At 47.6% G+C, this 13,546-nt stretch carries 15 protein-coding genes and 1 pseudogene; 7 read left to right on the top strand and 9 right to left on the bottom strand.

Translation table 11 applies throughout. The features are described from left to right. Positions 1–1,923 (bottom strand): type II secretion system secretin GspD, encoded by a 1,923-nt coding sequence (gene gspD, locus OGX93_RS09385; RefSeq protein WP_104868861.1) that lies wholly within the window; start codon positions 1,921–1,923, stop codon positions 1–3. Between the two features lie 13 nt (positions 1,924–1,936). Then, positions 1,937–2,668 (bottom strand): type II secretion system protein GspC, encoded by a 732-nt coding sequence (gspC, locus tag OGX93_RS09380; RefSeq protein ID WP_047463719.1) that lies wholly within the window; start codon positions 2,666–2,668, stop codon positions 1,937–1,939. A gap of 300 nt (positions 2,669–2,968) precedes the next feature. On the opposite strand from gspC, the gene OGX93_RS09375 reads away from it, so the two are divergent. Beyond that, positions 2,969–4,546: an ExeA family protein gene (locus OGX93_RS09375; protein WP_286449798.1), complete on the top strand. Its 1,578-nt coding sequence runs from the start codon at positions 2,969–2,971 to the stop codon at positions 4,544–4,546. Next, positions 4,546–5,046 (top strand): type II secretion system protein GspB, cryptic system variant, encoded by a 501-nt coding sequence (locus tag OGX93_RS09370; protein ID WP_012133084.1) that lies wholly within the window; start codon positions 4,546–4,548, stop codon positions 5,044–5,046. Before OGX93_RS09375 ends, OGX93_RS09370 begins: the two co-directional genes overlap by 1 nt. A gap of 86 nt (positions 5,047–5,132) precedes the next feature. Here the strand turns inward: OGX93_RS09370 and OGX93_RS09365 are convergent, their stop codons facing one another. The 3 genes from OGX93_RS09365 to OGX93_RS09355 form a co-directional block, all read right to left on the bottom strand. Beyond that, positions 5,133–5,756, bottom strand: a complete 624-nt coding sequence (locus OGX93_RS09365) for a helix-turn-helix domain-containing protein (protein ID WP_012133085.1) — start codon at positions 5,754–5,756, stop codon at positions 5,133–5,135. Positions 5,757–6,048: 292 nt separating this feature from the next. After that, positions 6,049–6,879 carry an N-acetylmuramoyl-L-alanine amidase gene (locus OGX93_RS09360; RefSeq protein WP_286449797.1) on the bottom strand — a complete coding sequence of 277 codons (831 nt, stop codon included), beginning with the start codon at positions 6,877–6,879 and terminating at the stop codon, positions 6,049–6,051. Beyond that, positions 6,876–7,199 (bottom strand): heavy metal-binding domain-containing protein, encoded by a 324-nt coding sequence (locus tag OGX93_RS09355; protein ID WP_012133087.1) that lies wholly within the window; start codon positions 7,197–7,199, stop codon positions 6,876–6,878. Before OGX93_RS09355 ends, OGX93_RS09360 begins: the two co-directional genes overlap by 4 nt. A gap of 325 nt (positions 7,200–7,524) precedes the next feature. Between OGX93_RS09355 and OGX93_RS09350 the strand changes: the two genes are divergently transcribed. The 5 genes from OGX93_RS09350 (at position 7,525) to OGX93_RS09330 (ending at position 10,665) form a co-directional block, all read left to right on the top strand. Continuing rightward, a complete protein-coding gene (locus OGX93_RS09350; RefSeq protein WP_190286984.1) occupies positions 7,525–7,776 on the top strand; it encodes a DinI family protein in 252 nt (83 codons plus the stop codon). Between the two features lie 128 nt (positions 7,777–7,904). Then, positions 7,905–8,714, top strand: coding sequence for a glycosyltransferase family 32 protein (locus tag OGX93_RS09345; protein ID WP_286487778.1), 810 nt, complete (start codon positions 7,905–7,907; stop codon positions 8,712–8,714). Positions 8,715–9,021: 307 nt separating this feature from the next. Next, complete coding sequence (locus OGX93_RS09340; protein WP_012906750.1) at positions 9,022–9,201, top strand: type II toxin-antitoxin system HicA family toxin; 180 nt, start codon at positions 9,022–9,024, stop codon at positions 9,199–9,201. A 21-nt stretch (positions 9,202–9,222) separates the two neighbouring features. Next, positions 9,223–9,633, top strand: a complete 411-nt coding sequence (locus OGX93_RS09335; protein ID WP_190286983.1) for a type II toxin-antitoxin system HicB family antitoxin — start codon at positions 9,223–9,225, stop codon at positions 9,631–9,633. Positions 9,634–9,687: 54 nt separating this feature from the next. Continuing rightward, positions 9,688–10,665 (top strand): glycosyltransferase family 2 protein, encoded by a 978-nt coding sequence (locus OGX93_RS09330; RefSeq protein ID WP_286487779.1) that lies wholly within the window; start codon positions 9,688–9,690, stop codon positions 10,663–10,665. A 74-nt stretch (positions 10,666–10,739) separates the two neighbouring features. Here OGX93_RS09330 and OGX93_RS09325 read toward each other — a convergent pair whose 3' ends face one another. The 4 genes and pseudogenes from OGX93_RS09325 to OGX93_RS09310 all read right to left on the bottom strand — a co-directional run bounded on the left by OGX93_RS09325 (position 10,740) and on the right by OGX93_RS09310 (position 13,546). Continuing rightward, positions 10,740–11,318, bottom strand: a complete 579-nt coding sequence (locus OGX93_RS09325; RefSeq protein ID WP_286487780.1) for a tail fiber assembly protein — start codon at positions 11,316–11,318, stop codon at positions 10,740–10,742. Between the two features lie 17 nt (positions 11,319–11,335). Beyond that, a pseudogene (locus tag OGX93_RS09320) lies at positions 11,336–11,929 on the bottom strand (macro domain-containing protein); the annotation flags it as partial. Then, positions 11,926–12,972 carry a phage tail protein gene (locus OGX93_RS09315; RefSeq protein WP_286487781.1) on the bottom strand — a complete coding sequence of 349 codons (1,047 nt, stop codon included), beginning with the start codon at positions 12,970–12,972 and terminating at the stop codon, positions 11,926–11,928. The pseudogene OGX93_RS09320 and the gene OGX93_RS09315, both read right to left, overlap by 4 nt. Next, entirely contained in the window at positions 12,959–13,546 is a 588-nt protein-coding gene (locus OGX93_RS09310) for a YmfQ family protein (RefSeq protein ID WP_286487782.1), read from the bottom strand. Before OGX93_RS09310 ends, OGX93_RS09315 begins: the two co-directional genes overlap by 14 nt.

Raw genomic sequence — 13,546 nt, 5'->3', positions numbered from 1 at the left:
TTACTCTTTAAACGGATTGCGCGACGCCGTGGCTGGCGCAGCAGTGCTGGTTTTTACGGGCGACGGGAACGCGGGCAGAATGGCGTTATCGCCCGGCTCCAGGATGCCCATTTTTTTCTCCTCCATACGCTGCTGCTGGCGCGCGCGCACCTGGTCGTATTTCTCTTTCGACGCGGCGCTGTAGTTATCGTCATCGCGCAGAACGGTGGTATGGATAAAGACCATCAGGTTTCGCTTGGTGGTATCCTGCGAGGTGTAGCGGAACAGTTGCCCCACCAGAGGAATATCGCCAAGCAGCGGCACTTTCGACACATTCTGTTTGGTGACATTTTCGATAAGCCCTCCCAGCACTACCGTCTGCCCGCTGTGAACCATCACTTCGTTATTGATCGTGCGGGTGTTAAAGGTGGGGCCTAAAGACGAATCCTCCGTCGAACTGGCGTCCACGCTGGAAACTTCCTGCTCGATCTTCATGTGGATCATGTCGCCATCATTAATCTGCGGCAGGATCTTCAACTTCGTCCCCACCGTCTTACGCTCAACGGTGTTAAAGACGTTGTCGCCCGTCGTCGTCTGCGAACCAGAAAGCACCGGCACATCCTGACCAACGTTAAACGATGCTTCTTTGTTATCCAGCGTCACCACGCTCGGCGTGGAGAGAATGTCGTTTTTGCCGTTGGTCGACAGCGCCGTCATCAGCGCGCCGAAATCGCCGTTAAAGAAACCTGTCGCCATACCGGTAAAATTCACGCCTTTTATCGTCCCGTTCTTAACCTGGCCGATCGGCAGACCGGTTGCGCCAAACTGTACGCCGCCGTGTTTACTCGTCCACTGCACGCCGAGATCGGTTCCGGCGCCATCCTGCACTTCAGCGATAATGGCTTCCACCAGTACCTGGGGACGGCGAATGTCCAGCTTGTCGATCACCTTCTCAAGCGAGTTCATCACGTTCGGCTGCGCAGTGATCACCAGTGAGTTTGTCGACTCGTCGGCAGTAATATTCAGATCGGTCGCGGCAACCGGCGATTTACTTTTCGCTGCGCCCGGCTTGTCCTTCATCTGCTCTCCAATGCCCGTTAACACCGGCACCACTTTGGCGGCATTGGCATATTTCAGGTAGAAGACGCGGGTATTCCCCTCGTTATTCTGCTCGCGATCAAGCTGCGCTATCAGCGTGCGGGTACGCGCCCGCGCTTCTTCGCTGCCGCTAATGACCAGGCTATTCGTCTCCTCATCCGCCACCACTTTGGTCGCCAGTTGCGGTGCGTTCTGCCCTTTTTGTTCTTCGTTGTTGAGGTTATTCAACATATCCGAGAGTTCTTTCGCAGAGGCGTAATGCAGCGGAACGATTTCGCGCCGCTGTACGCCGGAACGATCGACGCGCTGAACCAGATCGACCAGGCGGTTCACCACCGAGGCTTTACCGGTGAGCAGCAGGACGTTCGACGGCTCAAAATGCACCACGTTGCCGATACCGGTCGCATCGTTCAGCTGGCGCAACAGCGGCGCCAGTTCGCGTACCGGTACATTTTCCATCCGCACGACGCGGGTAATAATTTCATCCCCTTTACCGGGATTTTTGCTGTCGGCAATCGGCGTTCCCGCGGTTCTCGCAACGGATGAACGAACCACTTTCACCATGCCGTTATCCATCGGAATCACGGAAAGTCCGTACAAATCCAGCACGCTGAGGAAAAACTGATAGTATTCATCTTCGGTCAAAACGTTATACGTCCGAACCGATACGGTTCCCTGTACCGACGGATCGACCAGAATCGTTTTATTGAGATTACGGCCAACCGTATCAATAAATTCACGAATATCAGTATTTTTAAAACTGGCGCTAAAATTCGCCGCAAAGAGCGAACTGGAATATAACGCCAGAGTTGTCAGCGCCACGCACGCCCACGGAAATTTCTTCATGGCAATTCACTTGTTAGTTGTTTAAAACATTGACCTGAATATTTTCCAGGTGAGCGTGACGTCTTACGACTACCGCCGCTTCTTTCATTTTTGACCAGCCAGCAATGATGCTTTTCGCCTGTTCTTCTTTCGTCATATCGGTACTGTTCACCTTCACAACCACATCCCCCTTCTCCAGCCCACTGTTCTGAAAGAAAGACGAAGCATTGCGCGGGTTGATTTCGTACCCTTCCAGACGACCTTTTTCAATAAACGGTTTTAGCACCAGGACATCATTAAGATGCAGGCTCTCTGCACCGGCATCGTTTGTCGGTTTTTGTAGCGGGCCGCTTTCAACACCGCCTCTGAAATAATCAGGTTTCTTTAATGCCAGTACCTGCGTAGTACCTTCGTAATTAACCACCACATTGTCGTTATTGATCTCCTCAATACAGGCGTTACTCACTCCCACGAGGCTTTCGCCTTCGCGATAACTTTGCTGTCCCGCAGGCGTTTTAATAACGGCAAACGATAGCCATTTTTCATCGCTGCTGACGATGCCTTCAATCTCGGCAGAGAGCGGCGATTTAACCGCTGCTGGCGTATTTCGCTGCCAGACGGCAGGCTGAAAAAGCGCAAATGACTTTTCTTTTTCGTCATTTTTACGCACGTTAATTTTTCTGTTATTTAACTTGTTTGTAACCTTATTATAGTTTTTAAAAACGACATACCCTTGATGTCCGCTGAATATCAGTAAAACAAACATCACGCAGGGTGCAATCAATCGGGAGAAAAGCTGCATCCTCATTATTTAAATGCCTTTAATAAAGCTAAATTTCGCAGCACCGGCTGCGCCAATCGGTGCGGCAAATAGTAATGAGCGGCAAGAAAGTCGACCACTCGCTTTCCCGGCAACTTTATTGCAAAAAAACATTGACGATTTCACTTACTGGTGTTAGCGAAAATAATCAGAGTAATTTTCTCCTGTCCGGTATTTGCCCGAATAAACCCGCTCAATTATTTTTAGCGCAACGTTTCCAGAAGCCAGAAAGTACAGCGAGACACCATGTATCAGCATCATTTTAAATTTTCCGCTCAGCCGTTTGGCAAACTCACCCGGCGAACGGGAGAGTTTTTCGTTCATTATCATCAGGACATCTTTTCCCTGTTGCAGGAAAAAACCAACGTGCCCGGCATCATCGGTCTGTTTTCTGACGAACCTGAATTAGACAATGCCTTTGTGGAAAAACTGCGTAACGGCGGCACACCTGCGCTGGCCATTAACGCCTTCCCCAAACTGAGCGCCAGTACGCTGCTCTATAAACTGAACCCTGCCGTTAAAGAGGGTAAAAACAAAATTTATGCCATTGATGCCATTTTGCGCCAATGGCATGAGGAAACGCCTTCGCGTAATAAAAAAGGCAAACTGCTGATCCTCTCCACGGCACAAGCCATGAAAGATAATTGTTGGGATATTCTGGGTATGTTGCTGACGCGGGCGCAAGAGCTGAACTTCCCGCTCACGATTCTTCTGACCGGCTCTCCCGATCAGAAATCCCGTCTTCTGGATCATTCTGGTTTACAGCCCCGCGTTCATACCTGCCTTGCGCTACGTTCGCTGACCTGCCGTGAATATCTCGACTACGTCGGGGCACAGATGGACGAACAAAACGTCGATACCTCGCCACTGACGCCCGCGCGGGTGCGCAGAATGCATGCGCTGACCAAAGGCCGCGTGACCGGACTCAATAAACTGGCGCATCTGGCGCTGCTTGCCGCATGGACCGAGCGGGCGATACAGGTTTCCCCACGCCATTTACGTCTGGCTGCCGGTGAACTCCTGCCGCCCACGCCGCGCGGTAAACGCCTGGCAACCGCAGGGCTGTTTGCCTCCGTCCTGTTCGCCTGCTGCGGCTGGTACTTTTCCGGCGCGATCGCGTCTCGCCTGCCGCAACAAGTGCCGGTTCCGGCCAGCTGGAAAAAGACGCTGCCTGAGGCGACTGCGCCTGTTATGCCCACCATTGAAAATGAGGTGGTGAATCAGTCGGACGTCATGCATCAGCTCTATCTTATGTGGGGTTATGATGCTTCCGCGAACGATGCGCTATGCCAGAACGCAGCGCGAGTGAACCTGATGTGTCGTCAGGGGAATACGTCTTTACAGGCGCTGGAACAGGAAGGTTATCCGTGGGCAGGAGAGATCAAAACGGGTAATCACCTGAATTACGCCGTCGTGGCCCACGTTGATAAACAGTCGCTCGATCTTCTGATCAATAACCGAACCTGGCAGGTAAGCAGACACTGGTTTAATCAACACGCCACCGGAAATTACACGCTTTTGCATCGTTTAACGCCGCAAGGGAAAGATGAGATTAGCGCGACCAGCGGCGATAAAGACCTGGCATGGCTGGATCAAACGCTAAGCCAGACGTTGAATGAACCGCTGACCCACTCGCGAAGCTGGACGGCTGAACTGGCAAAACGCACCCGTGAATTTCAGGATAAGGCAGGACTGCATGTCGACGGCATCGCCGGCGAAGAGACGCTGATGCAGTTAATGCGCGCAACCAACAGCGTTCCGGGCGTACTGGCGCAAACACTAAGCCAGAAGCAGGAACATAAAACGCAAGGGAACACGAAATAATGTCCACCATTTGCCTTGCTGCACAGCGCAGTTTCACGACGGGAGAAGCGGTCTATTTTGCCTGGCGCCTTCCGGCGCCCCAAAAAGTGCTGTTCCGCGCCATGATGTGGCTGCTGACCCTCTGCACGTTTATTATTGCCGGACTGTATGCCCATATTTACTGGAACTGTCAGCATCCGACGCCTGAGCCGAAACCGACAAAAGTGGAAAACCCGGATACCCGGCTTTCTGAGATGCACTATGTTTATATTTCGAAGCCATTCCCGCAGCCAGCCCCCAAACCGGCCCCTGCTCCCCAGGCGTTACCCCCATTGCAGGATGAAGCGCCGGTAAGTCAAGACAACGACTGGCGGCAAGCGCCGGAAGGCGATCTCTCGGATCGGGCATTACCCGGCGCGGAAGAACAGACGCCATCGTTGAAAGCGCGTTTCCTGCAAGCGTTACAGGAGCAAAAAGAGGACTATCAGCAGGGAAAGATACCGGAACCGCCCGATGATTGATGACGCAAGAAAACATCATTACGCCTTAATGCGCCCCCCAACGGCCTCCGCTTCATTAGCTGAAGAGGAGACAATGGGAAATGTGATTAATATTTTTCTGGCAAGGTCGTCATCGACATTAATCGGCTTTTCTCAATGACGATATAGTTTCCTTTTTTAAGGTCAGAGAGAATTTTGATGATCGTACTGCGGGCAAAATTCGTATACTCCTGAATATAGTCGTATACATTGATGTCACGGTTATGGTGAATAATCAGCTCATTAATTTCGATTAAAAATTCACGAATAACAGAGTAAGCGCTACGGGCAACCAAAACATCATCACGTTTGCTAAGCAGACAAATATACCATGACAGCACCCTGGTGAGATCTGGCCATAAACTGTGTTCAGTCAACAGGCGCATAAACTCATCTTTTTTGATTGAGCGCACGACGGTATTGGTACGAGCAAGCCCATACATATGCAGAGAACCATAAAAGATGGCAGACAGCCCAAAGATACACTGCCCTTGCAGGGTAAACATACATAACTCATCGGAGGTACGGCGAAATTCAACGTCACCACTCACGATAATATGAATATATTCCGAGTCACTGGTGGTGATTTTCTGCCATTTTTTTAAGGTTTTTTCTTTATAACCTGACGTTAAAGAAATAATACGTTCCATTTCATGATGCGGACGAATTTTCTTACCGTAAATGCTTAACATATTATGCCTTTCGAAGAATATTGATTTAAATTTAATGACAAGCGACGAGTGATAACCTCAGCTTAATGTCACTCACTGATTCAACCTGGTTAAAAATAAAATTAAGCAAAAAAAAGATTGTGCGCGCTAAGTTTCACGACTTTTAGCGTATAAGAAATATCTTCCTGATAAAATCAATCATAGATGAGGGGAATTTAAAGTCAATTAACCATAGATTAATTTGATTTTTATCCAAAATGAATCTCGATGAAAATAAACAAGTTAACTGACTTTTATCACGACGCCAGCGCCATTAATTCTGGCCATATTTTTCCAGTAACGCATTAGCAATCGCTTGCGTTTGCGCATCCGCCTCTCCGTTCCATAACGCCGGGCGGAAATGCATCTGGAACGCCATGATCACCCGCTGCTGTTCACGCGCGGTCATCTCCGGTTTGACCTCGTAACCATAACGCGAAAGCAAGTTGAGCAATGATGCGGGATCGACTGGCGTATTGGGCGCGCGTCCCGCCAGATAAAACGCCACGCGCTGTTCATCAGGCCAGGCGCCAATGCCCTGCGCCGCCAGATCGCGCCAGGGGAACAGAGGGCCGGGATCGTCTTTACGCTGCGGGGCAATATCCGCATGCGCCACCACGTTTTGCGGCTTAATGTCGTAGCGGGCAATGATCTCTTTCGCCAGTGGGATCAGGGCCTGAATTTGCGCAGGTTCAAACGGGGCGAAGTATTTCATTCCCGCCGACTTTTGCCAGCCGCGATTTTCCAGTTCGATACCAACAGACGTGTCGTTGATGCGCGTTGCGCCGCGCCAGAAGCTGATGCCCGCGTGCCACGCCAGATCGTGCTCTGGCACCAGTTGCCAGATACGCGGCTTGCCACGGTGAAGCGGCGGTACAGCAGGAATTAAATAGTGCGAGCTGACGTTTTTATCCGTTAACGTCGCCAGAGAGGTATCAAAGTCATCCGCCGTGTAGTGGATGACCAGGATTTTGATGCGCGGGTACGCCGCCTGTGCCTGATGACGGGTATCCAGCTGATACCCGTCTTTATCAATAATCCCTTTCTCGCCCGCGCACCCGGTTAACAGAAGCGCGAACGCGACCAGCCAGAGCAGGCGTCTCATCGGCGCGTTTTTACCGCCGTCCCGCTGACGCTCACCATCAGCATACTGCTGTCTTTGCCTACGGTCTCATAGTCAATGTCGATGCCCACAACCGCATCCGCACCCAGCGCTTTCGCCTGTTCGCCCAGTTCCTGAAAAGCGATTTCACGCGCTTTACGCAACTCTTTTTCATAGGAACCCGAACGTCCGCCGACGATATCGCGAATACCCGCGAAGAAGTCACGGAAAATATTGGCGCCCAAAATGGCTTCACCCGTTACCACACCGCAATATTCCACGATGTTCTGCCCTTCCAGCGTCGGGGTTGTCGAAAACTGCATAGCCGATCTCCTTGTTTACCTAAGCACTCGATCTCAAACGCATTATCAGACCGATACGCTATCATTGAAAAGATGTGATTGTATATTTTTTAAAATCACTAAAGATCGTCCAAGAGCATATGATTTTTCAGTGACTTACAAAAATTTCATTTCGGTACTATATGAACTTTACCGAATTTTATACGTTCTTTTCTGCCCCAAAACTGCCCCAAACGTACCATTTTTGCCCCAAAGGTGCCCCAAAAATTGCTTTCCTAAGCATTGACACTGTTTATTTATACAGTTTAAATTTAACTGTATATCAAACCAGTAAAAGGAGAATTTTATGTTTGTGGAACTCGTTTACGACAAACGCAATGTAGAGGGGTTACCGGGTGCAAGAAACATCATTCTTAACGAGCTGACAAAGCGCGTACACCGGATCTTTCCAGATGCCGAAGTGAGGGTTAAGCCGATGCAAGCTAACGCATTAAACAGTGACTGCACAAAGACTGAAAAAGAACGACTTAATCGTATGCTGGAAGAGATGTTCGAGGAGTCTGATATGTGGCTTGTGAATGGAGAAGGTTTTCGCTGATGATTTCAGAGATGATCACTACGCCTATCAATGTGTGCTGGTGAGTCAACAACCCCAAGCAGGTGGGAAAATACCTGCACTAAAGCACGGTTAATGGTAATATTTTTCATAACTATTATTTGATGGCAATGAAGAGGCTGACCTTGATACCAAAAAAGATTCACTATATTTGGGTAGGTAATAAACCTAAACCCCCATTTGTTTTAGAGTGCATCGCTACATGGAAAAAATTCCTCCCAGATTATGAAATTATAGAATGGGGAAATGAATGTCTGGACTCCATTAATAATACTTACGCGATTGAAGCGTATAAAAATGAAAAATGGGCTTTTGTGTCCGACTATATAAGACTCTACGCCTTATACCATCACGGTGGTATCTATCTGGATACAGATGTCGAGGTAACAAAAGAATTTGATAACCTGCTATCACTCGATTTTTTTAGTTGCCATGAAGTGTTTAATGGCAAAACTCTCCCTATTACATCAGCAGTAATGGGGGCTTCTAAGGGAAATGGTATTATAAAAGATTTACTGGATACATATAAAAATAAAAAATTCATAATTAAAAACACATTTGACCTAACACCAAACACACTGCTAATCACTGAGTTCCTTGTCAAGGAATTCAATATATCTCAACCTTTTTTATCTGACAACACAATTCACCTAAGAGAAAAGGAAATAATTTTCCCATCAAATTATTTTTGCGAGAGAGTTGATAATAAAACAAATTATTCCATACATCACTTCTCCGGCTCCTGGTTACTATCTCATACCAGAAAAGATAAATTAAAAATTTTCAACAGACTGATCGTTAGTCGATTAAAGAAAAAATCAGATAAAGGAGAACTCCCTATTCTATCTAATGAAAAACCACTTTTTTCAGTTAAGCTAACGAAAAAAATCTCATATTTACTCTTACTTAGAACCCCATGATCGCTCTACTCGACCTGATGCTGTTTACAATTACAGTGATATTCCGGAGTCATTGAACGGGTTTACAATAAACGAAATGTCGGTAGGCTGGCGAGAGCCAGAGAATTTATTCTGGTTGGAATGACAAAGCGCGTACAATCCGCAGTTGCGTCGTCTGCAAGAGTGCAACTGCGGCAATTCGCTATTCTTCGCCCTTTTTCTGTCCGCATAACCCGCAAAAAATAACCCTTATAACCCCAAAAGGTATTGACACCAGATTAGCCAAGGGTTACTATAACCCCATCAAGACAACACAGAGAGCCGGAGGATGGATAGCAGGAATGCAATAGCAATGATAGAAGCCGATGGGTGGTATCTGGTGAGAGTAAAAGGCAGTCATCACCAGTTCAAACACCCAACGAAGAAAGGGCTGGTAACGGTGAAACATCCACAAAAGGACATACCGCTACCAACTCTGAAAAGCATCAAAAAACAGGCGGGGCTTTAGGCCCCCCTACTGGAGGTTTTAATGTTATACCCCGTTGCTATTGATAAAGGCGATTCATCCTTCGGCGTTCGCGTACCTGATATTCCTGGCTGTTTTTCTGGCGGCGATAACTATCAGGATGCAATCGAGAGCGTACGTGAAGCAATCGACGCACATATAGAATTACTGGTGGAAGATGGTGAAGCTGTACCGGAAGCTACCAGTGTGGAAAACTGGCTGGACGATCCTGATTACGCAGATGTAGTATGGGCGCTGGTGGATGTTGATGTTACACGATTGATGGGGAAAGCGGAAAAAATCAATGTCACCCTTCCCTCTTTGTTGATTCGACGTATCGACCAGTTTGTCGCCGCACACCCTGAGTACGGTAGCCGTTCTGGCTTCCTGTCCCGCGTAGCTGCTGATAAAGTGATAGGACGAGAAAAACGATAAGCCTCGCAAGAGGCTTTATTTACAATAAATTTCAGTAAAATAAGGACATATTCAATGAGCGCCCCTTTCTTGTTAAGCGTCATAATTCCTTGCTACAACTGCCAGGATTATATTTATGAATGCTTGCAATCTGTATGCAGCCAGGTTGATGATAGTGTCGAAATCATTGTAATTAATGATGGTTCAACAGATAACTCGCTTAAAGAAATAGAATCTTTTATCAAAAAAGCGACTCAAACTGTCAGAGTGATATCTCAAAAAAATCAGGGGATATCCATCGCAAGAAATAATGGAATAGAGGCATCATCTGGAAAATACATAGCGCTACTGGATGGAGATGACCTTTGGACGCCGTCCTTCTGGGAGAAAATCCGCCCAGTGATAGAGAATGGCGAAACTGATCTAATCGAGTTTAATATAAAAGTGCTTTATGAATATAATAACAAAATGAAAGTCCCATTAATAACGTCATCTGATGGACACTTTAAAATAAACTCAATAAGTGATTTACGTGAAACTTTTCTAAGAAGTCAATGGTATGCCTGGGCCAGAGTTTACAAAAAGGATTTATTTAATGAATTTAAATTTCCTGCTGGAAGGCGCTACGAAGATGTTGCGCTATTACCAAAAATATACCTTTCAGCAAAAGAAATCCACCGCATAACTGATGAACTGGTGCTCTATCGCATCAGGCAGGGAAGCATAACCACCTCCACGGCAAGTATGGATGTAGATGATATAATATATGCTTTGAGCGTTTTCAAAGAGTTAGCTAATGGTAAAACTAAAGATGAGATTGAAATCATATCGCCATCTGTATACACTACATACAATTTTGCAAGAAAAATCAGCAAAAGAATTTATGGCTATTGTTTTTTTAACAATACGCAAATTCATGATATAAAGAAAGCACTCAAGCCATATTTCAGAACACAAAAAACAAGCCGTCGTATTAGATTGTTTTTTATCCGTGAATTTTGCCTTGTAAATAAATTCAAATACAAGTTAAGGCTACTCGCTGGCACTAAATAGTATAGAAGGTGGCGACCTGTGTTTGTCCGTTCCTTTCTAATGGGCTTAGAGATACCTAAGCCCAAATCACTTTGTTAGGCTGGTTGTTCCGGCCAGTTAATGTCCGGCGCATCTTCCGGTTTTACCCGACTAAGTAGCACACGGTATTTTTTCCAGGCGGTCAGCAACTTCACATCGTCATCGGTCGCCATATCGAGATCGACAGCATCCTGAAGCATAGCAATTGTGTTATTTGCCTCCTGCATCAGGCTGGCTTTAGTGTTTTGAGCGTCGGTGATGTTGGCGGCTTTTTCCGCTTCTTCATCCTTCACCCATTTTTTGCCATCCCATTTTTCATATGAGCCATCCGGTGCAACTGAAACTACGTTATCAGGCAATGATCCCAGTGATTCGATAGAAATAGCCTGTCCAGTCTGGATGTCATAGACAGTTTTACCACGATGATCTTCAACCACAGACCATTTCTGATCGTTATTATTAAAAACAGCAACATGACCAGCAGGAGTATCGGGAGGGGCAATATCTGTGCTCCATGCGGGTAAACCTGTATGCGCAGGAATAAAACCATCACCTTTCCCGATAAATTCACCACTGTCAGCGGAAAGATTATAAATCGTAATAATTCGGTCTGAGTCTGTCATTTCAAAAGTCATTATAAAACTCCATCGCAGGATGAGTGAACAACATGCTGCCTTCCTAGAGCATACTGCCAGTTAATGCTGGAGGGCGGAGTTACAATACTGCGCCACGCCAGTTTCATTTGTGCTGCTACGCTGCCAGCTGATACTTGCCCGCATCCCGCCCCCATAGCAGGGAACACAACGCGCCGAATTTTACTGTGTTCAGGATGTGTCTTGTTGTGGTGATATACAGCAAGCAGTGCTGCCCGCGTAGCAAGGTAAACAGCGTCAGTGCCACTGATAATCAAAGGAACACGCATCGTCGGAGCATGTACCAGCCAAGGGTGTTTAGAATCTCCGCTCTCAATGACAAAAGCCGAGCCAACAGGCTGCTCTCCCAAATATTCATTAACGATGCGCTGCTGAACTCTGGTCATCAGTTGCGTGCCAAAAAACGCGGTAATGGCGGCATCGACACCACCATCCATCAAGCCAAAAGAGTTAGCCGCGCTGACCATGCAATCAAAATCTGGAATTGTTTCAAACGGCTTACTGATAATTTCTACATTTTCATCATCAGAAAAAAGACGCTCAAATGCCTCCGCGATTTCAGGAACAGGGGCAGAAAGAATTAATTTAATCATGCAAGTCTCACGATATAGTTAAGCGCAATGTTTTTTACGGTGTTTTCTACATTACCTGCCGCAGCAACAGTAATAGTGTGATTATGAGCCCCCAACACCATATTATGCGTATGTGCCCCTAAAACCACATTATGGGCATGAGCACCAATGCCAACGTTATGGGCATGGGCTCCTATACCGACGGTATGAGCATGCGCACCATTTGAGGATGTGTTCATACCTTGTGAGTTGTAGTTCCAATGATCGCCCGCCATTTGAACATTACCGGGCGTTGCCCCTGTTCCCCATGTATTCCCGCTCGGTGGCGCTGAAATAGTGGTATGGCTATGCGCTCCAGTGTTATTGGTCGTTTTAGTACCGTGATCGAATGATACTGTCGATTTAGTACCATAATCGAATGATACTGTTTGTTTTGTACCGTAATCGAATGATGTTGTCGCCTTTGTCCCAAGGTCAGTGTTTGCTGCGGAAGCTGAGTGGTTGTGCGACTTAATGCCGTCCTGCTCGAAGGACAACACGGCACGACCGCTGGCAGGTTTACCCTTGATGGTTTGCCCACGCATATCAGGAATTATCCCCGAGGGATAGGCAAGCGCTAATTTGGGATACTTCGTTTTATCAAACGTCTGCCCCTGCATAAGAGCATATAATCCAGATGGATTTGAATCAGACGGCCACGGAATTGGCGCGCCAACGGGGTAAACATCATTTAACCCAAGCGTCGCCAGTTCCCCTAATGCCAGATTACTTCTTGCCTTTGCTTTATCCTGGAGATCTGCAAGGTTTTGCGCTTTTAACAAGGCATTACCCACACCACTCCCTACCAGCAACTGTATCGCCTCAAATAACTGGGTATGTTTCCCTTTTTCAAGGGTCTCACCAGCACCTTCCACGACACTGCAAATCTCTTCCTGTACGGCATCCCACATGTCACTGTTAAGATCCGTCGCGCGGCGGCCGGTTGCCGGGTCTCCGTTCGTAAAACCATTTTTCCCCGGCCCAAATTTATCAACCTGAGCCGTGGCTGTATCAATTCGATGCATCTTCTGTTCCTTCCGGATAGGCAAAAACAACAACGGTGTGCGACGGAGCAAGTTTGTCGATCACACATTCCGCAACGGTATCGCCCCATGTCCTGATCGCTGAATCACAGGTACTGCTGCATGTCTGCCAGTTAACATTCGCGTCAGCCGGAATATTCACGCGCCAGTAGTAACGCCAGAACTCGCCCCATTCAGGATCAGGCGTGCTGTCGAGGTTCTGAAACTGTTCAATGGTGGCTGTGGTATAACCGAGAGCATTAAGCTGGTTACGGTAAAACTGTTCGTTAATCCCCCCAGCGACGTTTGCTTTAGCATCCAGACGCTGCTGGCGCTGGCGTAACGTCTGCACGCCATCGGGGGCGCAGGAGTCCGGCAGCCCGTACAGCCCCTCATAGCGATCAATCAGTTCAGTCGTCTTTGCCGGGTCAATTTCATTCATCAGTGCGCCTGCGCGCTGGTGTACGCGGGCCAGTGACGGGGCCAGACCTTCAATCAACGGGTTCTTTCCTTCCCATGCGGGGCCGGGAGGGAGCAGGTGATAAAGAAGCTGTGTGTATTCATCATTCAGCGCCAT

Source organism: Citrobacter sp. CK195, from assembly GCF_030333365.1.
Lineage (GTDB): Bacteria > Pseudomonadota > Gammaproteobacteria > Enterobacterales > Enterobacteriaceae > Citrobacter_B > Citrobacter_B koseri.
The sequence above is the reverse complement of the archived record's forward strand: the minus strand, read 5'-3'. Positions and strand labels throughout refer to the sequence as shown.